The sequence below is a fragment of the Paenibacillus mellifer genome, from assembly GCF_023195895.1.
In the GTDB taxonomy this organism is placed as follows: Bacteria; Bacillota; Bacilli; order Paenibacillales; family Paenibacillaceae; genus Fontibacillus; species Fontibacillus mellifer.
The window spans coordinates 1-21,431 of record NZ_JALPRK010000006.1; the positions used below are offsets into that span (position 1 = coordinate 1).

The following is a 21,431-nucleotide window of genomic DNA, read 5'->3' on the forward strand; positions in this document are numbered from 1 at the left end:
CGGCTTCTGTCGTTTCTTACGGTGTTTTTTTCTTGTCGCCCCGAGGGGGCTTATCCGGGTTTTGCAATTCCTGCAAGTATTCGTCAAGCCGGTCGAAGCGGGCTTCCCACAAGCTGCGGAACGAAGCGATCCACTCGTCCAGCTCCTGCAGGGGCTCCGGCCGAAGCCGGTAAATCCGGCGATTCGCGACGGGTTGAACCTCGACGATGCGGGCTTCGTTCAACACCTTCAGATGCTTCGATACCTGCGGCTGCCGGACTTGGAGACGGTCCGCGATTTCGCCCACGGTCAGGGGGCCGTATCGCAGCAATTCGACCATCTCCAGGCGATGGGGCTCGGCAAGGGCGCTCAAAGTTGCGGTGTTCATCGTTCTCACTTCCTTGCTTAAAGTATACCTTATTGAATCAGCAATATTCCAGTGTAGGAATATAAAAAATATGAACTGGTTTTTTTGGCAACTTGACGCATACTAACCTAAACAAGACTAAGGGAGGTACCAAGGTGCTTCGGACAAAAATCATCTGTACGTTAGGCCCGGCCTGCGATTCGGTTTCCGTACTGAAGGAAATGATTCAAGCCGGGATGACGGTCGGCCGGCTGAATATGGCCCATGGCGAGCTCGAGGAGCATGTAGCCCGCATTCAGCGGGTGCGGCAAGCCGCGCAAGAACTGCATACCTTTGTGCCCATCATGATGGACATCAAAGGGCCGGAGGTACGAATCGGCAAATTGCGGGAAGCTTCCTGCGAACTGATTGCCGGGGAGGAGATTGTCCTTACGACGGAGCCGCTAGCCGGGGACGCCGCAAAGATCTCTGTCAACTATCCCGAAATGCCCCAGGTGGTGAAGGCGAATGACCGGATCCTGATCGACGATGGATTGATTGAGCTGCGCGTAATGTCAGCCGAGGGTGCCGAAGTTCGCTGCCGCATCGTCAACGGCGGGAAGCTGAAGCCGAACAAAGGCGTCAATTTGCCCGGAATCCATACGACGCTGCCTGGCGTGACCGAGCGCGATATCCGGCATCTCCATTTCGGCCTGGAGAACGGGGTGGAGATGATCGCCGTATCGTTTGTCCGCAAAGGCGACGATATCCGTGAGGTTCGGCGAATCTTGCAGGAGAACAACGGAGGGCATGTCCAGATCATCTCCAAGATCGAAAACGAAGAAGGCGTGGACGATCTGGAGGATATCATCGAAGCCTCGGACGGCATCATGGTCGCGCGCGGCGATCTGGGGGTGGAAATTCCGGTTGAGGAAGTGCCGATGCTTCAGAAGGAAATGATCGACAAGTGCAACCTGGCCGGCAAACCGGTTATCGTTGCCACGCATATGCTGGAGTCGATGCAGGTCAATCCGCGTCCGACGCGGGCCGAGGTTAGCGACGTGTATAACGCCGTGATGCAAGGGGCGGATGTCGTGATGTTGTCCGGAGAATCGGCGGCCGGGAAATATCCGGTCGAGGCCGTGCGGACCATGGCCGCCGTCGCGCGCAAAGCCGAATCCATGATCGATTACGGAGAGGCATTCCACCGGAGAAGAATGCTCCATGGCACCAATATCACGGAGGTGATCAGCCAAGGAGCGGTCAGCGCTTCCCTGGAGCTAAACGCCAAAGTGATCATCACGTCAACGGAGAGCGGGTTTACGGCCAGAATGGTCTCGAAATATCGGCCGAAAGCGCCGATTCTGGCGATCGCCCATCACCCGCATGTGTTGACCAAGTTAATCCTGTTGTCCGGGGTATTCCCTTATTTGGGCGGCCCGGTTACGACGACGGACGAAATGCTGGCATCGGCGATCGACAGCGCCCGCCGATCCGGTTACGTCAAGGAAGGCGATACCGTGGTTTTCTCGGCCGGATTGCCGCTGGGTCAAGCAGGAACGACAAACCTGATTCAAATCCAACAGGTGTAATTCGTGATTGAATCTCGAACCGCTCCCACTTTAGGGAGTGGTTTTTTGATATGTAGGATTTATGTCACATTTTGACGATTTTTGTCTAATTGAGTCTTATGTTCGGGCCGATAAATATTATAGATTTGCATCTTAGAGTTATCATCAGGAGGTTGGGTAACAGTTGAAAAGGAATGTTAAACGATTGACAAGCTTGCTCTTGGCTTGTGCCATTCTGGTTGGACTGGCCGGGTGCGGGGGCGGCGATCGGAAGGATGGCTCCGGGGCCAATGCACAAGGGGATCGGATCACCTTAAAGTTTATTTGGTGGGGCGGTCCGGTACGCAAGGATATGACCTTAAAGGTGATTGACCTTTATGAGCAGAAGCATCCGAACGTAACGATTGAAACGGAGGATTATCCGGACAATCCGACACTGGCACGCTATTTGGCGATGGAAACGGCGGACCAAGCGGAGCCGGATTTGATCCAGATGGATTACAGCTTCGTGTTCAACTACATTAACCGGGATCTGGTAGAACCGCTAACGCCTTACGTGGAATCAGGTCTCTTGAACTTGTCCGACATCCCTCCCGCATATTTGCCGCCAGGTCAATCGGAGGGCCAGCAGTACGCGATCCCGCTCGGGATTAATGCCTTATCCATGGCATATGACCCGGCTATGTTCGAGGATTACGGCATCACTCCGCTGCCGGAGGAGTATACGGTAGACGAATTCTACAACGTCCTGAAGCAGTTTAAAGAAAAGGTCAACAAGGAAGGCTTCTATCCGCTTGATAATATGTTTGATTTCTCCTATTGGTTAAGATCCAAAGGGGAGTCACTGTATAATTCGGAGGGGACGGCCCTAGGCTTCACGGATGCGAATATGGTCGAATACTTACGGCTGATCCAAACGTGGATCGAGGAGGGGCTGCTGAATCCGAAAGTCGACATCGCGCAAGCGACCATAGGAGATACGAACCGGCTGGCGTCCGGGGACACAGCCTTTTTCCCGATGCCCAGCAACCAGATTGTCAATTTGGGAAAACTCGCCGGGCGAACGATCAAGATGATTAACCTGCCCTCTGTACCCGGCGGACAAGAAGGGAATTTCATTAAGCCGTCGCAGTTTTTGACGGTATCCTCCTATTCGAAGCATCGGGAAGAGGCCGTGAAGTTCCTCGATTACTTCCTGAACAGCACCGAGGCGAATGACATCCTTCTCGGGGAACGCGGAGTTCCGCTTCCGGCATCCATTTCGGCCCGTCTTCAAGATAAGGCTGATGCTCAAGCAAAAGAACAATATACGTATATGGACTACGTGTCGGAACACTCGACGCCCATTGATCCGCCCGCTCCAAGCAAATCCGGGGTCGTCAATAACATGCTGCAGTTGACGATCAATAACCTGATTGCAGGCAGCTTGACTCCAGAACAAGCCGCAAGTAAGTTCAGGCAGGACGCGGACAATACTTTGGGTCAGGGGGGCACCGGGAAATGAAGCGATTCAAATTGAACAGCATCCGAAAAAAGCTGTACACCGGATTTGGCGTCGTATTGGCGATGCTGCTGATCCTGGGCATGATTGGGCTTGCCAATCTGACGGCGGTGAATCGGACTTACTCCAAGTTGCTAGAGCACCAGATTCAATCCATTGGTTTGATCAAGCAACTGAACATCTTGATTGAAGCAGAGCATGCCAGCGTGTCTGATTTTATGATTACAGGAGACCAGAAAGAGCTGGACAAGTTCAACCATCTGCAGTCCGAATTCATGAAACTGCATGACGAGCTGCTTGCGCTGATCGCTGATCGGGACAAGCGTCAGGTACTATACGGCTTGGATTTGCTGCAGGAGCAGTTCCTCAGTATTTCGGACAAAATGATTGATGCCAGAATTAAAGGCGACGAGAAAACCTTGGTGGCAACGGCGACGGATCAAGGCGAGGTGCTTGATAAGTTCGTGGAAGTGGCAGAGCGGCTGGTGGATACGGAGCAAGCCTTAGCGGATGCGGAGACGGTCAACGCGAAGAAGGACGTCGCCTCGGCGCAAACGTCGATGAGCATCATCGCGGTCTTGGCGCTAGTTCTTAGCGGAGCGGCGGCTTACTTCATTAGCTCCAATATTTCCAAACCGATCATCCAATTGAAGGCGGCAGCGGCGCAAATCGCTGCCGGCGATTTGACGGACATTGATTTGCAGTTGAAACAGAAGGACGAGTTAGGTGCCTTGGCCGAGGCTTTCAAGATCATGCATAGCAACCTGAGGAAACTGATCGAGGAGATCGGGTTCCATGCCGAGCAGGTGGCTGCATCTTCCGAGCAATTGACGGCCGGTGCAGAACAGACGAGTCAGGCCACGAATCATATTGCTTCCATTACGGAAGAATTGGCGCAAGGCAGCGAGATTCAGGTAAACCGAATCGCCGGCAGCGTGGACATGGTTCAACGAATGGACAGCGAGGCGGTGCAAATTGCAGAAAGCGCCAGGAACGTTACCGGTTCGGCCCTTCATGCCTCCCGGGTCGTTATGGAAGGAAACGACGCGGTCAAAATCGCCATGAATCAAATGTCCTCCATTCAAGAGCACGTCAACCAAGTGGCAGATTCCGTGCAAACTTTGGGGGCCCTGTCCAATGAAATCGGGTCGATCATCAGCTTTATTACAGAGATCGCGAACCAGACGAACTTGCTTTCCTTGAATGCTTCCATTGAGGCGGCTAGAGCCGGCGAAGCGGGCAAGGGCTTTGCGGTGGTTGCCTTAGAAGTGAAGAAGCTTGCAGAGCAGACCGCGGTGTCAGGCCGGCAAATTGCCGGGGTGATCCAGACGATTCGCCAGGAAACCTTGCAGAGCGTGAAAAAGGTGGAACTTGGCGAACAGGCGGTTTTATCGGGTATTCACTCGGTGAAGGCTGCAGGAGAAGCCTTCGACGCGATCGAAACCGCCATTCGCGGAGTGACGGCGGAAATTCAAGAGGTGACGGAAGCCTCTCAAGGGATGTCCTCCGAAACGAATGCGCTTGTCGATACCTTTGGTTCAATTGCTGAGATCACGAATCGAACCGCGGAAGGCACTCACGGCGTATCGGCTTCGGCGCAAGAACAGCTTGCCACGATGGAGGAGATGACCAGCTCCGCCGTGGCGCTGGCGAAGATGTCCGAGGATCTGTTGGAACTGATCAGCAAATTTAAAATCCATTAAGGGGTTTCCCCCTCGATGCAGCAAGGTCCCCCGAAGCCGTCACGACGGCTCGGGGGACCTTGTCTTTGTTTTAATGGATTTGATCTAGCATTTGGTAGGCTTCCTGTTTGGAATTCACCTGCAGCAATTGCTCGCGGAATCCGTCATCCATCAGCTTGCGGGACAGCATTTGCAGGATCTTCAAATGCTCGTTGCCTTTATTCTCGGCGGGGACGGCGATCATGAAGATCAGCTTCGCGGGCGAACCGTCCGCGCTACTCCAATCAACGCCTTCCGGCTTCATTCCGAATACGACCCGGGGCTTCAGCACGGCCGCCGATTTGCCATGCGGCACGGCGACGTTCATGCCGATGCCGGTAGAGCTTTCCTGTTCGCGCTTCAGAATCGCCTGCTTGAACTCGGCCGTGGAGGTCAGCACGCCTTCGGCGTTCAGTTTATCGATCATTTCGTCGATGATTCCGTCCCGCGTCGAGGCGGAAAGGGAAGGTTCGATCAGATCCAGACTGATGATATCGGTCAGTTTGCTAACCGGACGTTGAGCTTCGGCAGCCGGCGTGCTCACCGGGCGGTCGGAGCTTGAACGCGGCGCTTCTACGGCCGGAGCCGCCTCCTCCGCAGCGCTTGCCCCAGCGAGCTGAGGTTCGGCCTGGTCTTTCTTCAGCAGTTTGATCATCAAGGCGGTAACAATGGAGCCAACGATGACGGCCACGAAGAACATGAGGATATTGTCAACGGCGCCAAGCACGGCAACGATGGGACCGCCATGAGCGACACGGTCGCCGACGCCGCCCAGCATGGCGATCACGGAACCGGCCATTGAGCCGACCATGATGCTCGGAATCACGCGCAGCGGGTCTTGCGAAGCGAATGGAATCGCGCCCTCGGTAATCCCGAACAAGCCCATGGTGAAGGCGGCTTTGCCCGATTCCCGTTCTGCATCATGGAACTTGCGTTTGAATAAGAATGTTGCCAGACCCAGCCCGATCGGCGGAATACAGATCGCCACGGCGATCGGACCCATGATTTGATAGTTGCCTTCCGCGATCATCGCGGAGCCGAACATGAACGCCACCTTGTTGACCGGACCGCCCATGTCGAAGGAGATCATGGCGCCCAGAATCAATGCCAGCAGAATCGAGCTGGCTCCTTGCATGCTGGCAAGCCAGCTCGTCAGCGATTCGAACACTTGAGCGATCGGGCCGCCGAGCAAATAAATGAAGGCCAAACCGACAATTAACGAAGATAGGACCGGGATGATGATGATCGGCATGATCGGATTGATCGCCTTCGGAACCTTCCACTTCTTGATCCACAGCGCGACGTAACCGGCCAGGAAGCCGGCAATAATCCCGCCGATGAACCCGGCGCCGGCTTCACTGCCGTAGAAGCTGCCATTGGCGGCGATATAACCGCCGATGATCCCGGGAGCCAGACCCGGCCGGTCGGCGATACTGAACGCGATGAACCCGGCTAACACCGGTACCATAAACGTAAAGGATGCGGCCCCAAGCTTCTCGATCGTTTTCCAGAACGAGTCTTCGGGAATTTGCAGGCCGCCCGGTGTCGGTACGCCGCCGATCGAGAGAGCGATGGCGATCAGGAGACCGCCAACGACGATAAACGGAATCATATACGAGACGCCGCTCATCAGGTGGCGATAAAAAGCATTTTGTTGCTTGGCGCCGGTCTGCTTGGCCGGCGTGCCTTCACCGCCGCCTTGTCCTTGGAATACCGGCGCTTCTCCGCGAATCATCCGTTTAATCAGTGCTTCGGGATTACGAATGCCTTCCTGTACGCCGACGGCAATCAATTTCTTGCCGACGAACCGGCTTTTGTCCACTGATTTATCGGCGGCAATGATAATGCCGTCCGCTTGGCGGATATCTTCATCGGTAAACTGGTTTTCCACCCCGATCGAGCCCTGTGTCTCGACCTTCATGTCTATGCCTAGCTTGTCGGCGGCTTTTTGCAGGTTTTCCGCCGCCATGTACGTATGGGCAATCCCGTTGGGACATGAGGTAATCGCCAATAATTTCATGGATGTTTCCTCCCGTAATCTAAGATCGTAATCGTTTACATCACCCATCTTATCGTATAAAGAACGGAGGAAAAGAACTTTATATTACCGCAAGTTCCGGAAAAACCGGATTATATCCCTGTAAGAGGTGTTTGAAAAACATGCACTATAAGCTGCCGAGGAGTTCCTCGGGAGTTTTCGCCCGTACTAACCGCTCGACCGTCGAAGGCTGTTCGCTTAGCAGAGACAGGCGCTGGAACAGTTTTTTCATCATTTCTTGCTCCTGCGGGACAAGCGCTAACATAAACACAAGGGACACCTTCTCTTCCTGCCATTCCAGCGGCTCTTGCAGGGTGGCGACGGCAATCCGTGATGTCCGAATCAGCTTCGGATCGCCATGGGGGATCGCGATACCGCCGCCGATGGTCGTGGACGAGAGCCGTTCCCGCAGCAAAGCCTGATGCGCGTAATCCCGCTCGACGAACCCCTGATCCGCTAATTGGTTCGCCAGCAGCTCGATCAGCTCGAAGCGATGGCCGATGGAAAGGCGCGGGAAGACGAGCGAGGGCTGGGCGTACAAGCCTAGAATCGAACCGGCGTGTTCGGCATGACCGGACTCTTGATCCAGCTTGCCGATGAAGTCGGCGATCTTCTGCATTTCGCCGGCCTCCAGCAGCGGGGACACCGTGATGGAAGGGGGGTTCACCTGCTCTAGCGGAATCGTTGATATGATAAAGTCAACCGAATGGTGCGCCAAATACCCCGGGAGGTCGGCTTTTCGAACGGAATCCAAGACATCCAGCTCAGGGAATTTCCGCTCCAGCTTGGTGCGCAAAATCTGCGACATGCCTACCCCCATATGGCAAACCGTCACAATTCGCTTCCGATCCTCGGCCGGTTGGCTAAGCCGCTCCATCGCGGCCTGAAAATGCAGCGTCAAATATGCCGCTTCCTCCTCGGGGATGGCGAAGGGATACCCTGCGCTTAACTCCCTTGTCGCATAAATCACCATATCGAACATGTACGGGTACATTTTCTTGATATCCTGCAGCATCGGGTTAGATACCGTGAGTCCATAGCTTAACCGATTCAAGGTGGAATATAAATGAATGCGCAGCCCTTCCATCAAAACCTCGTCTTTGCCAAAATCCACCCAGGTCAAGGCCGACATCTTCCGAACGAGCGTCTCTGCCAAACCCCGGGCTTCGGCCGTTTCCGCCGCGTGCGGTTTTGCCCCGGGTTCCGCCGTTTCGATCCTCGCCTGGGAGCGGATTTTCCCACCCAGAATATGGGCGGTCAGATAAGCGGCCTCGTCCTCCGGAAAGTGTACCGCAAACAGGCGCTCCAGTTTACGGATGAAGGCTCCGGTCCAGCGGAACTCCTGTTTCTTGCGGACAAAGGTTTTCTCCTGCTCGGAGAAGGTGATCGGCTGCTTCAGCTTCGTCCGCCGAATCATCAGGAGCGTATGGATCAGAAGGTTGTCGAACGCTTCATCCGTAAAAGCAAGCTGTGCATCAAGTTCAAGCTGCTTGAGCTCCCGGGTAACGATATCGAGCTCATGGGCGGCAAACCGATCCTTGATGAATGCCTGGCCTGCTTCGCCGGTGAGTTGGGACAGCTTGGACAACGCTGCCCGCCTGTCCCGCTCTTTCCCCTCGATGAGGACACCGACTTTTTGCTTGGAAACGACGGTCAGGTCGCGTTTGTCGAGCCATTCCCGCAAGGTGTCCAAATCTTTTTTGATGACGGTTTTACTGGTATAGTGCTTGTCGGCCAGCTCTTGGATCGTTACCGGCTTCGTCTCCATCAGCAGTTGATATGCAACGGCGATGAGCCGTTCCTCCTCGGTCTCCTGTTCTTTATTCTTGACGGACCGGAGCAGTTGCGCGGCGACTTCGGCCTTGTCCGACGCGGCAATGTCCAGCGTGACCCCGAATCCGGGCTTGCGGACCAGCCGGGCGTTCGACACCTGGGTCAAATACCGGTCGATTTCATCCAAATCGTTGCGTATGGTTTTCTCCGAGCAGTCGAAGTGCAGGGCGATATCCCGGATCACCAAGTGAGGCCGGGTTTCGGTAAGCAGCATATGTAAAATGTCTTTCTGACGGTTGTTCATCGTTCGCGTCACCCCCTTGAATATGGGATCTAAGTGGCCGTGTCAGGCTATAACGCACTTCGTCTAGCATTGCTGGAAAAGGCAGATTCGATACGGGCGGGCACCAAACCGGGCATCCTCACGTACACTAACCTAGATTCACCCGAATATTGACAAGGAGGGGAACAGGTTTGATCCTTCTGCCGCCAAAAGATAAAAGGCAATTATCCCAAATCATGCTGCCTGCGCTTCAACGGGAAATCGTGCAGGCTCAAGAAAGAAGCCCGGTGCCCTATCGGTACGGTTCTTTAGATGAATTGCTGTTTGAACTGAGTCTGCGGAACTCGATCGTGGATTCGGCCCTGGCGCTCAATGAGAGCGGTGCCCAGTTTGCCGTCTACCGCAAATTCCGATGCAATGAGATGTACTGGAACCGCACGGAGGAAGGAGGGTTCCGGCTGAGAGCCGGAGCTGCGCCGGCGGACGCCATCCTGGACATCTACCGGAACGGTCCGCTTTACGGCTTCGAATGCTCGATGGCGATGATGATCGTGATGTATAAAGCCGTGCTGGATCAAATCGGCAGCCGGGCGTTTAATACGTATTTCACCAATCTGCTTCTGTACGATTGGCAGTATGACAGCGATCTGGGTTTTCGTCAAGGCAGCCTGCGGCTGGGTTCGTATCCCGGAGATATCCTCTACTTCAAGAATCCGGACCATCATCCCGAAACCCCGGAATGGCAAGGCGAGAACGTGATTATGCTGGGGGAGGACCGTTTCTATGGCCATGGCATCGGGATTCGTTCTTCTTCCGGAATCATCGAGGCGCTGAATCGGCGAAGAAAACCCGGCAGCCGGAAATCGGCCTATCTGCTTGATACGATCATTTATCCCAATTACGAGCATATCCGCAGTCTGAGGGGCGTGTATGCCCGGATCGGAAACACCGTGTACCGCTAGGGTCAAAACGGAGGGGAGAGCATATCCATCCCCATTTTGTGGCAGGATAAAGCCGACCAAACTGCACTTGAGGAGAGGAATCGCGATGTCCGGAACTATCCCAATCGAGAATGAGGCGCTAACCGGATCCCTGCAACAGGATATCCGAACCTTGAAAGGCATCTTGGATCGGTCCGCGGACATCCAATTCCGCTACCTGGAGATCGGGGCTCGCTTGCATGGGGTCCTCGTGTTTGTGAATGGACTCACCAATCAGGACTTGATTAACGCCCATGTCGTCAAGCCGTTAATCGAAATGTCTTCGGGGCAACCGGATAGCCCGCCGGAAGAACTGGCGGCGTTCTTAAAGAATCGGGTTCTATCCGTAGGCCAGATCACGACCCCTCAGCAGGTTTACGAATTGGTCGACGATATTTTATCGGGAAGCACCGTGCTTTTGGTAGATGGAATGAAGCAGGCCCTCTCCATTAGTGCGGTGCAGTGGGATAAGCGTTCGGTGGAGGAGCCCGCTACGGAGGCCGTCATTCGCGGCGCGCGGGACGGTTTCACTGAATCGCTGACCACGAATACGGTGCTAATTCGCAAACGATTGCAAACGTCGCAACTGAAGATGGAATCGATGAAGATCGGCAGATTGTCGAGAACCCAAGTCATCCTAGCCTATTTGGACGGAATTGCCGATCCGGCCGTCATCGAGGAAATTCGGAGCCGGTTAAAACGTATCGACATCGACGGCATCCTCGAAAGCGGATATATCGAGGAGCTGATCGAGGACAATCATCGTTCCATATTTCCGCAGATCTTAAATACGGAGCGTCCGGATCGGGTAGCAGCTTGCCTCCTGGAAGGGAAAGCAGCCCTTCTCATCAACAACACGCCGTTTGCCCTTGTGATGCCGATGACTTTTCTCGGATTTCTGCAAGCCACAGAAGACTATTACCAGAGATATCTCTTTTCCACGTGTCTTCGCTGGCTGAGGTACTTTTTGGCGTTTTGCGCTTTGACCTTGCCTTCGATTTATATTGCGTTAACGACCTTCCATCAAGAAATGATTCCGCTAAGCCTGTTTCTTAGCATTGCGTCTGCGCGGGATACTGTTCCGTTTCCCGCAGTGGTCGAAGCTTTGCTGATGGAGGTCACCTTTGAAGGCTTAAGGGAAGCCGGGGTACGGCTGCCCAAAACCGTCGGACAGGCCGTCAGCATCGTTGGCGCCCTGGTTATCGGGCAAGCCGCCGTTCAAGCGGGCATCGTCGGTGCGCCGCTCGTGATCATCGTATCTTTTACCGGGATTTCCTCGTTCGTGCTTCCCTCCTATAATCAAGCGATCTCGATCCGGCTGTTGCGGTTTCCCTTGATGTTCCTGGCTTCGACGCTGGGTTTATACGGTATCTTGCTGGGGCTTCTGGCGATATTAATTCATCTGGCGCGGCTTCGTTCTTTCGGCGTCCCCTTCATGGCTCCAGTCGCGCCGGTTCATCTCAGCGCTTTGAAAGATACGCTGGTGCGGGCCCCGTGGTCTTCCATGAAGACTCGTCCGCCGGAAACCGCGAAACGAAACCTCACGAGAATGAGAAATAGCGATAAACGGAGATGATTCGATGGGCGGTTTCCCTAGATGGTTGCGCGTATTTCTGGCCAGTTGCGCGGCTTCCCTTCTCCTGTCGGGATGCTGGAGCCGAAACGAGATTAACGATATCGTGGTAGTGACCGCGGTAGGCATCGATAAACAGAAAGACCAGTATATCGTAAGTTTGCAAGTGCCGATTTCCCGTCTGCTGGGACCGGCCATATCAGGCGGAGGCACCAACACCAAGCTGGTTTCCGATGCGGCTAGAACGATGTCCGAGACGGGGGTAACCATCATGGAAGCTTACCGGAAAATTCAGCAGAAAATCCCCCGGGAAATTTATTTCACCCATAATCGGATCATCGTCTTCGGAGAAGAGATGGCGCAAAGCGGAATTTTGCCCGTAATGGACTTTTTCGAACGATATCGGCAGCCGCAGCTTGCAAGCTACATCCTCGTGACGAAAGGGAGAGCGGCGGATGTTTTGTCGTACAAGCCCAAGATCGAAAGCTTGGCCGGCCACCAGTTTCGGGAGGAATTGACCAACGGGTCTGTGCTTGCGGTTCACGCCAAGGACTTTATGAATGCGTTGATGGACGATGGGATAGAACCTGCGGCGGGACAGGTGGAAATCATCTCCGGAGATGCGCGAGGGAACAGCGAGGAAACCGGGCAGAACCTCAAACTGCCTGACGAGAAGACGACCATCGCCATGCTCGGCACGGCGGTTTTTAAGGAAGATAAGTTGGTGGGCTGGCTGGATGATGAAGAAACACGAGGATTGCTTTGGATCAAAAACGAGGTCAAATCGGGCGGTGTCATCACGATTGCGATCCCCGAAACCGAAGGGGGCGGCAAAATCAGCGCCCAGTTGAATGTGTGCAACACCAAGATGATTCCGAACATAGGCGGGGATGAACCGTCCCTTAGGCTACGGATCGAATCGCATGTGGAAATTTTCGAGAATAGCAGCCGACTGGATTTAAGCGATCCGCAAACGGTCGAGAAGGTGGAGAAGATGATGGAGACCGATGCCTTGAACCGCATCGGCGAGGTGCTGGACAAGGTGCAAAAGGAGTTGCGGGCCGACATATTTGGGTTTGGCGATGCCTTCTATCGGAAGTATCCGAAGGTATGGAATCATGAATTGAAGAAACAATGGGACGACAGGTTTCCATACCTACCGGTGCAAGTCACTGCAAAGGTTAAAGTTGAAGGAACCGGCTTAAGCAACAAGACTTACAGGGACGGAGTCAAATAAGGATACGCTGAAAGGAAAGGGCCGATGGTGAAGATTTCTGCTTACCAATTGTTTGCGATTACGTCCATGTTCCAATTGGGGACGACTCTAATCTTCGCCTTTGGAGCGAGCGCGGGCCGGGATGCCTGGATCGCCGCTTTGCTCAGCTCCGGCCTGGGATCGGTGCTCATTGGGATGTATACGCTATTGCAGAAAATGCACCCGGGACAAACCCTGGTTGAATGGTTTACTTGCGAATTCGGCCGGTGGCTCGGCACTCCCCTGGCATGGCTTTATCCGTTGGTGTGGATCTATGATGCGGGGCGCGGAGTGGCGGACTTGAAGTTCCTGCTGCCTTCGACCATTCTCCCCGGAACACCGGCCTGGATCCTCGTCGGCAGCTTCCTGCTTCTGATCCTTTATTTCTTGTTCAGCGGGATCGAGGTGATTTGCCGCTTGGGAGGGATGATTTTCCCCGTGCTGGCGGCACTTTTTTCAATCGAGATCCTCCTCCTGTTAAGCTCGGGAATGCACCATTTTTCTTACTTGCAGCCGGTCTTGGGAGAGGGCTGGGGGAGGGTATGGAAGGCGGTGTGGCCGCTCGGCATCACGCAAAGCTTCGGAGAATCGATCGAGCTCGCCATGATTTGGACCTTGCTGGCTTCGCCGAAAAGGTTGATGGGGATTAATCTGGCGGCTACACTGAATGCCGGTATCGTGATTACGTTATTCGATGTGCTGGCGATCATTGTGTTGGGTGAGAAAATATTTGTCAGGGAGTATTTTCCATTAATCCAAACGCTGAAGCAGGTAAGTCTGGCGGAATTCATTGAGAATCTGGACGTCATGTTCGTGATTTACCTGTTTCTTTCGACCTTTTTCAAAATATCGTTGCATATGTACATGTCGGTCATTGCGGTCAAGCAATTGATCCGAATTCGCAATCCGAAATGGCTGATGGTTCTCTTTGCGGCGGTCACGTTTTTCGTCGGCATGACGATGGCGAAAAATATGCCTGAGCATACGACCGTGGCCTTCAAAACGCTGCCAAATTTCATCTGGCTCCCCTTATTTATCGTCCTTCCGGTTCTGTTGTTTCTCGTTTCGTTGGTCCGGAGGCTTCTCGCGAAAAGGAGGTACGCTTAAGTGCAAGCCGCCATCTTGTGGCCTTGGGGATATGAGGCCATGACCCGTTATCCCTGGGAGTTCCTCGCCTTTATCGCCGTTATGGCGCTGTTGTTATCGCCGATCACCTGGATCCGGGCCAAGTCGTTAGGCCAGAGAAAGGACAATGCCGCCTCCCGGTCGAAGTCCGGCCAAAGACGGCAAAACAAGGCCTCCCGCCAATAACGGGAGGCCTTTTGCATGCGTTTTAGAAGAAAAACGGAAAGAAAAATCTTCTAAAGAAGAAAAACGGGTAGGGCCGGCGGATGAAGCGGCGGAAGCGGCGCGGATAACCGTAGCCATAACCAAAGCCCCCGCCATAGGGGTAACCGCCATAGGGGAAACCCAATCCCCTTTCTTCCATGTCCCCGACCGGAATGAGCAAGTAGACGTGGTCGTCATCCATTCCGTCGATGATGCCTTCATACATCTTGCCGTCGGTCCCTTCCATTTGCATCAGATGGTGGTGGTACTTTTTACACATTTCCATCATCTGTTTCTTGTGATCGTACCCCATCGGCTCCTGGCTCATGGGGCTAACTTGGCTTGGCACGCCGCCATAAGGCGTATACATATTGGGCATTCGAATCCATTCCTCCTTTGTTCTTGCTGCATTATATTCGCGGATATGGGCATTTGTGCGGTAGGTTCTTGTACCCGTTTTGACACGATCGGCTTGTACCGGAATACACTCGAATATGCTAAGATGGGGATGCATAGGGCCATGGCCTCATCCAACGACATTTATGAAGAAAAGAGGAGCGATCACACATGGACAAACAACCTTTGGGCACCAAAGTGATTACGCAAATCGGGATCGTCGTCCGGGATATCGAAGCCGTCTCGCAAGCCTACGCGGATTTCCTGGGCGTGGAAAAGCCGGCTTGGTTTTGGACAGACGCGGTAGAGGTGGCGAAGACGGAATATCGGGGAGCGCCGTCCCCGGCTCGCGCCAAATTGGCGTTTTTTGATTGCGGCCAGCTGCAGTTGGAACTCATTGAACCGGATGAGCATCCAAGCACTTGGCGGGACTTCCTGGAGGAGAAAGGGGAAGGCATGCACCATATCGCCTTTGTGATCGACGGGATGAAGGAGAAGATCCAGCTGCTCGAAGGAAGAGGCATGCCGCTAGCGCAAAAAGGGGAATACACCGGCGGGCGTTACGCCTATATGGACGCCACGCGTGACCTGAAGCTGTGGATCGAGCTGCTGGAGAACGACAAGTAGACGTCGCTGGTTCGAGAAATGTAAACGGATTCATATCAATCCAAGGAGGCAAGGTTGGATGATGAGACTGATCGTAACGGGAGCGGGAAAAGGACTGGGTCGGGAGATCGTTGGGGAAGCGCTGCGGCGCGGCCATGAGGTAGCCGCGAGCATTCGCTCGCTGGAGACGAACGTGGAAGCATTGGAAGAACTCCAGGAGGGAGCGCCGGGGAAGCTGACACTGCTGGAGCTTGATGTGGATGAAGAGGATTCGGTCGCCAAAGCGAAGGAAGCAATGGCTGCGAGATGGGGCGCCGTTGACGCGCTGATCAACAATGCGGGCATATTGCTGGCACGGGAGCAGCCGATCGAGCGATTGGAGTTCGCCGCCGTGGAGAACACCTTTCGCACCAATCTGTACGGCCCCATGAAAATGGTGAAACATTTCCTGCCGCTGCTGAAGGCCGGTAACCGGCCGCTGATCTTGAACGTGTCTTCGGAAGCGGGCTGTTTGGCCGGCGCTTACGGTGGCGATTACCCGTATGCGTTGTCCAAGGCAGCGCTCAACTATTTCACCGCCCAACTGCGCAAGGAGTTGATGCCGCAAGGGTTCGGGGTGTACGCTATGCATCCGGGCTGGATGCGCACCCCGATGGGCGGCAATCAGGCGCCGGGCGACCCGCTGGATTCCGCGCGGTCGATCCTCGACTTGGCCGAGGGCAAGCTGGAGGCGGATACCGGCGCGGTCATGATCGGCATCGACGGGAAGGCGATGCCGCTGTAGGTACCGCGGGAGGCGGGATAGGGTGGTGCCGTTACCGTAGGGATCTGGCGCCGCAGTCCGGCGCCGTTGCGGCAGGCATCCGGCGTGCCGATGGGCACCGTCGCTGCAAGCACCGGTGTCTTGATGCGGCACCATCGCACAGGCATCCGTCGTCCCAGTCCCGGTGTTCGGAAGGCCTTGCGGTTCTTTCTTACGATAGCGGTATTTTAGGGCCTTATTTCAACTGGGAGGGCCGTTTTCGAAATAATAAGGAAACTTTTTTCCGCTATCGATTCGCGGGAGCCCCATTTTAGCTTGTTTTGCCCAGGTTTCCTGTAAATAAGGCCCTTTTGGGGCCTTATTTTTGTGGAACCGGTCTTACGAGGAGAAATAAAGCCATTTTTTACCGCTATGCTCACCGCACGCTTGTACGCCGTTCTCTCAACATCGGCACTTGTCCCTCTGAACAGTTCTTCCGCTTGCCTAACGTTTCCGCAAACCCGCGCCGTTGTGTGGTTTTTTCGGGGACAAGCCGGGAAAAATGTACGCTCCGCTACCCAGGAGTACCTATCCAAGCGGAGCAAACCTCGATATGCTTTTACTGATGGGGCGCTTGATGCCGCTAGACAGAATAAAACGGAACTAGATATAATGATGAAACCGAAAAGGCGGGCGGCTCGGCCTGAAATGATAGCGCTACCAATAAAGATGGGGGGTCATCCCATGCTTCGGCATTCCCGGGTTTTCCGCAACTTTCTGATTTCTTACGTCGCCATCTTGCTCATCCCCTGCATCGGCGGGTACATCTCCTACCGGACGTCCATCTCCGTCACGGAGTCGATCTCGATCGAGAACAGCGTCATCCAGCTGGAGAAAAGCCAGGAGCTGCTCGAGCACCGGATGGCGGAAGTGGAGGGCATGACCCGGCAGCTGGCGATCAGCCAGGAGATTAACGCCCTGATGAACGACCGCGGCACCGAAAGGGACGTGTACGGCATCTGGAAGGCGATGCGCAACGTGCTGACGTTTGGGCAAACGAACGATTTTTTGCGGAATTATTATATTTACCTGGCTAATTATAATTTGATCGTGACCTCCGGATCCTCTTTCCGGCCGGAGCACTATTACGAATATTTCCATTACGACAACCTGACATTGGAGGAGTGGGAGCAGCAGGTGCTGGGCAAAACCCACCGCAGCGAAATCAAGCCGCTGACCCCGTTCAGCGAGCGGGACGTGAAGACTTCGGTCATTACGTACATGCAATCGCTGCCTCTGGACAGCTTTAACGATACGTCCCCGGCGATCGTCGTCGTCCTGATCGACCAGAAGACGATTGCGGGGCTGTTGTCCGGCTTAACGGAACAAAGCGGCGGCTGGGTTCACATCTACGACGCGGAAGGCAACACGATCTTCCTCCAGGGCGAAGCGGTGCCGGATATCGCCAAGCTCCACGCCGATCCCGGGTTTGACGAGAATAAGACGAGCCAATTCTATGGCAGCGATCTCGTGATTACCACCCGCTCGGAGAAGAACGGCTGGGTCTACCAAGCCGGCATTCCCCGGAGCACGCTGATGGAGAAGCCAAACCGGATCAAGCAGGCTTCGTGGATGATTACCGGCGGCGCCATGTTGATCGGAGTGTTGGTCGGCTTGTTCCTGGCCTACCGGAACAGTCTCCCGATCAACCGATTGATCGGCGTGATGAAGGAGCAGTTCGGCAAGGACGAAGATACGGGGCGCAACGAGTTCGACTTCCTGAGCGGGAATATCGCCGGCATGATCACGAAAAACAAACTGTTGGAGTCGGAGCTCCACCGCCAGCTTCCGTTGGTGCGCGACGCCTTTCTGAGGCGGCTGATTGCCGGCGAGTTCGAAACGCGGGACGAGATTGCCTCGGCGGCAGCCCAAGCCGACATCTCGCTGCGGCAAGGCGAGGGTTACGTGGGGCTTCTGCAAATCAACGGTTATGCCGGTATGGATACCGTGGAGGTACTGAACGAGCTGAACGCCGCAAGACTGCTCATGAAGCAAGCCGTCACAGAGCTGGCAGGCCCGGTGCCGATGACCGATTCGGGATCGGACAAAATCGTCCTGCTGTTCTTCTCCGAGGCCGACCGGCTCCCGGGTCCGGCGGAGGAAGAGCGGATTTCGGAACTGATGGAGACGCTCGCCCAGCATATGTTCGCCGAATACAAAATCTCGATGCAAGCCGGCTTCGGCGAACCGTTTACCAGCGTCACGGAGGTGGGCCAATCCTTCGACCAAGCGAAGCAGGCGCTGGAGTATGCGGTTTATTTGAACAAAAAAGGCATCCTGTGGAGCCATGATACGCAAATCGAAAATACGACGTATTATTATCCGCTCGATACCGAGCATCGCCTGATCAGCACGATCCGTGCCGGGGAGCTGGAGGAGGCACGGAAGATCATCGATTCGATCATCGCGCAAAATCTGGAACAACGCGAGTTGTCGGTCGAGATGAAACACCAGCTGGTCGGGGAAATGAAGGGCACGTTCCTCAAGCTGCTGGACCAGAAAATCTTCCTGGAATCCCCGCTGTTCGAGAGCGTCAAGAAGCGAATCATCGACATTGGATTTTCCGGGCCGCTCGAAACGATCCAACAGGATATCCACGCGATCATTCAAGAATTGTGCAGCTTTATCGCCAACAAGAAGAAGGATTCGCACGCCCAACTGATCAAGCAGATTTATCAGTATACGGCCGAAGCCTACGCCGATCCCGACCTGACGTTATACCGGGTCGCGGAACATGTGGAACGCCCGGAGAAATACATTTCCCAGCTGTTCAAGGAGGTCACCGGGGTCAACTATTCCGACCACCTGATCAAAGTGCGGATGGATCAGGCCGCTGTGCTGCTCAAGGAGAGCAGCTATACCGTCGACGAAATTGCCGCCCGGGTCGGTTACAACAGCTCGCATTCGTTCCGTCGGGCGTTCAAGCGGTTAACGGGGATTTCGCCGAGCGCTTACCGGCAATCGTGCCAGGATTGACCTGTCTTTCATTCACTTAAACGAGTCGATATCGCATCCGCCATTGCAGCGGCCGAACCTTCCGATCCAGGTAGGCGCGGCCGCTGTTTTCTTTTACGGAATAATGGCTCCCGGCCTGAAGGATGACCCCCGAAAAACGGGAGATCTGTACGCCAAAAGACGGAAGTGTACCTGTTCAACGCCGCCAAACATGCCCTATGATCGACTCGAGAAGAAAACGCTACCATAACACCGCAGGCCATCTGCTAAGCCTATGCTTCCGAAGCAAGTTTTGTTTGAAGCTGTCTTTAGGGGGTGGCACTTACAAAACTTTTAGGGGGAATTATTCTGGAAAAACAACTTGCTTTCAAGCCGGATTACGTGCCGGACGCCAAACGAAAGGTCAGTTACTGGCGGGTTGCGCGCCGAAACATCAAGAAGCACTGGCAGCTGCATTTGCTGGTGATTCCTCCGCTCCTGTTCTTTCTCGTCTTCAAATATTACCCGATGCTGAATGCGGTGCTGGCGTTCAAGGATTACAACGTCATCAAGGGGATCTGGGGAAGTCCATGGGTGGGGTTCAAGCATTTCCAACTGTTCTTCGAGAACCCGCAGTTCTGGACGTTGGTGAAGAACACGGTCATCCTCAGCGGTTACCTGATCCTGGCCGGATTCCCGATTCCGATTCTTCTGGCGCTGATGATCAACGAAATTCGCGGCGGCCGCTTCAAGAAGTTCGTGCAGCTGGTTTCCTTTGCGCCGTATTTCATTTCGACCGTCGTCATGGTGTCGATTATCATGCTGTTTCTGGCGCCTCGGCTCGGCTTTGCCAATATCGCGCTCAATTACTTCGGGCTGGAGTCGGTCAACTTCCTGGGCGAACCGGGCATGTTCCGTTCGATTTACGTCTGGTCGGACATTTGGCAAACCGCGGGTTATAATGCCGTGATCTATCTGGCGGCTTTGGCGGGAGTCGACCCGACCTTGTATGAAGCGGCCAAGGTGGACGGGGCCTCGCGGTTCCAGAAAATCCGCCACGTCGACTTGCCCGGGATCGTGCCGACCATCGTGATCATCTTGATCCTGAACGTCGGCAACGTCATGGCGCTGGGCTTTGAGAAGGTGTATCTGCTGCAAAACCCGCTGAACCTGGTCAATTCCGAAATCATCGCGACCTACGTTTACCGGATCGGCTTGCTGAACGCCAACTACAGCTTCGCGACCGCCGTCGGTTTGTTTAATTCCGTCATCAATCTCGTTTTGCTGCTGACCGTCAACGGTTTAGCCAAACGGCTTACGAAAAACAGCATCTGGTAGGAAAGGAGTTAGGATATGGCAGCTACAGCAATTCCCAAGAAAAGAATCAAAGAATCGGCGGGAGACCGGATCTTTATCGGCGTCATCTACGTCATCCTGACCCTGCTCGTCATCGTCGTGCTTTATCCGTTAATCTATATCGTCAGCAGCTCCATCAGCAGTCCGGCGGCCGTCACTTCGGGCCGGGTCTGGTTATGGCCGGTGGAGTTGTCCTTTAAAGGCTTTGAAGAGCTGTTCCGCAGAGGCGAGGTGATGACCGGCTACCTGAACTCGATCTTTTATACGACGGCCGGGACCCTGATCAGCGTCACGCTGACCATTATGATCGCTTATCCGCTGTCACGCCGGGCGTTCTTCGGACGGAACGCGCTGATGATGGTCATCACGTTCACGATGATCTTCAGCGGGGGGCTCATTCCGACCTATATGGTCGTGAAAGGGCTGGATCTGATCGATACGCGCTGGGCGCTCTTGATCCCGAATGCGATTTGGGTTTGGCAGGTCATCATCGCCCGTTCGTTTTTCCACTCCTCGATTCCCGAGGAGCTGCTGGAGGCCAGCGAAATCGACGGCTGCAGCGATCTGCGGTTCATCTGGAGCGTTGTGCTGCCGTTGTCCAAACCGATCATTGCCGTTCTCGTGCTGATGTATGCGGTCGGGCAGTGGAACGCCTATTTCGATGCGTTGATTTACTTGAAATCTGCAGACCTGTTCCCGCTGCAGCTCATCCTGCGAAGCATCATTATCCAGAACAACAGCGGCAGCAACATGGATGCGATGGCCATCGTCGAGAAGCAGCAGCTTGCCGAGCTGCTGAAATACTCGCTGATTGTGGTCGCCACGCTGCCGGTGCTGATCATTTATCCGTTCGTGCAGCGCTATTTTGTCCAGGGCATGCTGGTCGGTTCCGTGAAAGGCTGATCGGCCGCAAGGTCCGGAAATGGCGGTTGCGCCTATAGGTTTCTGACTTCATTATAGAAGGAGGTGATGCTCTCGATTGGCACCA

Annotated in this window: 17 protein-coding genes; 13 read left to right on the plus strand and 4 right to left on the minus strand. The window is 54.6% G+C overall.

Annotated features, from left to right (window positions below; genetic code table 11):
* Positions 1–16: 16 nt before the first annotated feature.
* Positions 17–367: an ArsR/SmtB family transcription factor gene (locus M0651_RS08520; RefSeq protein ID WP_248551420.1), complete on the minus strand. Its 351-nt coding sequence runs from the start codon at positions 365–367 to the stop codon at positions 17–19.
* A 134-nt stretch (positions 368–501) separates the two neighbouring features.
* On the opposite strand from M0651_RS08520, the gene pyk reads away from it, so the two are divergent.
* From pyk to M0651_RS08535, 3 genes are all read left to right on the plus strand, one after another.
* On the plus strand, positions 502–1,917 hold the full coding sequence (gene pyk / locus M0651_RS08525; RefSeq protein ID WP_248551421.1) for a pyruvate kinase: 1,416 nt from the start codon (positions 502–504) through the stop codon (positions 1,915–1,917).
* A 163-nt stretch (positions 1,918–2,080) separates the two neighbouring features.
* On the plus strand, positions 2,081–3,400 hold the full coding sequence (locus M0651_RS08530) for an ABC transporter substrate-binding protein (protein WP_248551422.1): 1,320 nt from the start codon (positions 2,081–2,083) through the stop codon (positions 3,398–3,400).
* Positions 3,397–5,100, plus strand: coding sequence for a methyl-accepting chemotaxis protein (locus M0651_RS08535; protein WP_248551423.1), 1,704 nt, complete (start codon positions 3,397–3,399; stop codon positions 5,098–5,100). The genes M0651_RS08530 and M0651_RS08535 overlap by 4 nt, the downstream gene beginning before the upstream one ends.
* 70 nt (positions 5,101–5,170) lie before the next feature.
* Here the strand turns inward: M0651_RS08535 and M0651_RS08540 are convergent, their stop codons facing one another.
* Together M0651_RS08540 and M0651_RS08545 are read right to left on the minus strand one after the other, a co-directional pair.
* The gene (locus M0651_RS08540) at positions 5,171–7,138 is read right to left on the minus strand and encodes a PTS fructose transporter subunit IIABC (protein ID WP_248551424.1); all 1,968 of its coding nucleotides are present in this window, start codon (positions 7,136–7,138) and stop codon (positions 5,171–5,173) included.
* A gap of 145 nt (positions 7,139–7,283) precedes the next feature.
* Complete coding sequence (locus M0651_RS08545) at positions 7,284–9,233, minus strand: BglG family transcription antiterminator (protein WP_248551425.1); 1,950 nt, start codon at positions 9,231–9,233, stop codon at positions 7,284–7,286.
* 170 nt (positions 9,234–9,403) lie between these two features.
* Here M0651_RS08545 and tgl point away from each other — a divergent pair, with 170 nt between their 5' ends.
* The 5 genes from tgl (at position 9,404) to M0651_RS08570 (ending at position 14,331) form a co-directional block, all read left to right on the plus strand.
* Positions 9,404–10,174 (plus strand): spore coat transglutaminase TGL, encoded by a 771-nt coding sequence (gene tgl, locus M0651_RS08550; RefSeq protein ID WP_248551426.1) that lies wholly within the window; start codon positions 9,404–9,406, stop codon positions 10,172–10,174.
* Between the two features lie 85 nt (positions 10,175–10,259).
* The gene (locus tag M0651_RS08555) at positions 10,260–11,768 is read left to right on the plus strand and encodes a spore germination protein (protein ID WP_248551427.1); all 1,509 of its coding nucleotides are present in this window, start codon (positions 10,260–10,262) and stop codon (positions 11,766–11,768) included.
* Positions 11,769–11,772: 4 nt separating this feature from the next.
* On the plus strand, positions 11,773–13,002 hold the full coding sequence (locus M0651_RS08560) for a Ger(x)C family spore germination protein (RefSeq protein ID WP_248551428.1): 1,230 nt from the start codon (positions 11,773–11,775) through the stop codon (positions 13,000–13,002).
* A 24-nt stretch (positions 13,003–13,026) separates the two neighbouring features.
* A complete protein-coding gene (locus tag M0651_RS08565) occupies positions 13,027–14,127 on the plus strand; it encodes a GerAB/ArcD/ProY family transporter (protein WP_248551429.1) in 1,101 nt (366 codons plus the stop codon).
* A complete protein-coding gene (locus M0651_RS08570; RefSeq protein ID WP_248551430.1) occupies positions 14,128–14,331 on the plus strand; it encodes a hypothetical protein in 204 nt (67 codons plus the stop codon). It begins immediately after the preceding gene.
* Positions 14,332–14,353: 22 nt separating this feature from the next.
* Here the strand turns inward: M0651_RS08570 and M0651_RS08575 are convergent, their stop codons facing one another.
* Positions 14,354–14,728 carry a hypothetical protein gene (locus tag M0651_RS08575; protein WP_248551431.1) on the minus strand — a complete coding sequence of 125 codons (375 nt, stop codon included), beginning with the start codon at positions 14,726–14,728 and terminating at the stop codon, positions 14,354–14,356.
* A 188-nt stretch (positions 14,729–14,916) separates the two neighbouring features.
* Between M0651_RS08575 and M0651_RS08580 the strand changes: the two genes are divergently transcribed.
* The 5 genes from M0651_RS08580 to M0651_RS08600 all read left to right on the plus strand — a co-directional run bounded on the left by M0651_RS08580 (position 14,917) and on the right by M0651_RS08600 (position 21,346).
* Positions 14,917–15,372 carry a VOC family protein gene (locus tag M0651_RS08580; RefSeq protein WP_248551432.1) on the plus strand — a complete coding sequence of 152 codons (456 nt, stop codon included), beginning with the start codon at positions 14,917–14,919 and terminating at the stop codon, positions 15,370–15,372.
* Positions 15,373–15,430: 58 nt separating this feature from the next.
* The gene (locus M0651_RS08585; RefSeq protein WP_248551433.1) at positions 15,431–16,135 is read left to right on the plus strand and encodes an SDR family NAD(P)-dependent oxidoreductase; all 705 of its coding nucleotides are present in this window, start codon (positions 15,431–15,433) and stop codon (positions 16,133–16,135) included.
* Positions 16,136–16,837: 702 nt separating this feature from the next.
* Entirely contained in the window at positions 16,838–19,129 is a 2,292-nt protein-coding gene (locus M0651_RS08590) for a helix-turn-helix domain-containing protein (RefSeq protein WP_248551434.1), read from the plus strand.
* 441 nt (positions 19,130–19,570) lie between these two features.
* Complete coding sequence (locus M0651_RS08595; protein ID WP_372490920.1) at positions 19,571–20,425, plus strand: ABC transporter permease; 855 nt, start codon at positions 19,571–19,573, stop codon at positions 20,423–20,425.
* Between the two features lie 15 nt (positions 20,426–20,440).
* On the plus strand, positions 20,441–21,346 hold the full coding sequence (locus M0651_RS08600) for a carbohydrate ABC transporter permease (RefSeq protein ID WP_240267964.1): 906 nt from the start codon (positions 20,441–20,443) through the stop codon (positions 21,344–21,346).
* Positions 21,347–21,431 lie beyond the last annotated feature (85 nt).

Coding starts and splice junctions, on each gene's coding strand:
- M0651_RS08560 (WP_248551428.1), top strand. CDS start 11,773: ATGGGCGGTTTCCCTAGATGGTTGCGCGTATTTCTGGCCAGTTGCGCG.
- M0651_RS08565 (WP_248551429.1), top strand. CDS start 13,027: ATGGTGAAGATTTCTGCTTACCAATTGTTTGCGATTACGTCCATGTTC.
- M0651_RS08585 (WP_248551433.1), top strand. CDS start 15,431: ATGATGAGACTGATCGTAACGGGAGCGGGAAAAGGACTGGGTCGGGAG.
- M0651_RS08520 (WP_248551420.1), bottom strand. CDS start 367: ATGAACACCGCAACTTTGAGCGCCCTTGCCGAGCCCCATCGCCTGGAG.
- M0651_RS08555 (WP_248551427.1), top strand. CDS start 10,260: ATGTCCGGAACTATCCCAATCGAGAATGAGGCGCTAACCGGATCCCTG.
- M0651_RS08535 (WP_248551423.1), top strand. CDS start 3,397: ATGAAGCGATTCAAATTGAACAGCATCCGAAAAAAGCTGTACACCGGA.
- M0651_RS08540 (WP_248551424.1), bottom strand. CDS start 7,138: ATGAAATTATTGGCGATTACCTCATGTCCCAACGGGATTGCCCATACG.
- M0651_RS08590 (WP_248551434.1), top strand. CDS start 16,838: ATGCTTCGGCATTCCCGGGTTTTCCGCAACTTTCTGATTTCTTACGTC.
- M0651_RS08580 (WP_248551432.1), top strand. CDS start 14,917: ATGGACAAACAACCTTTGGGCACCAAAGTGATTACGCAAATCGGGATC.
- M0651_RS08575 (WP_248551431.1), bottom strand. CDS start 14,728: ATGCCCAATATGTATACGCCTTATGGCGGCGTGCCAAGCCAAGTTAGC.
- M0651_RS08600 (WP_240267964.1), top strand. CDS start 20,441: ATGGCAGCTACAGCAATTCCCAAGAAAAGAATCAAAGAATCGGCGGGA.
- M0651_RS08545 (WP_248551425.1), bottom strand. CDS start 9,233: ATGAACAACCGTCAGAAAGACATTTTACATATGCTGCTTACCGAAACC.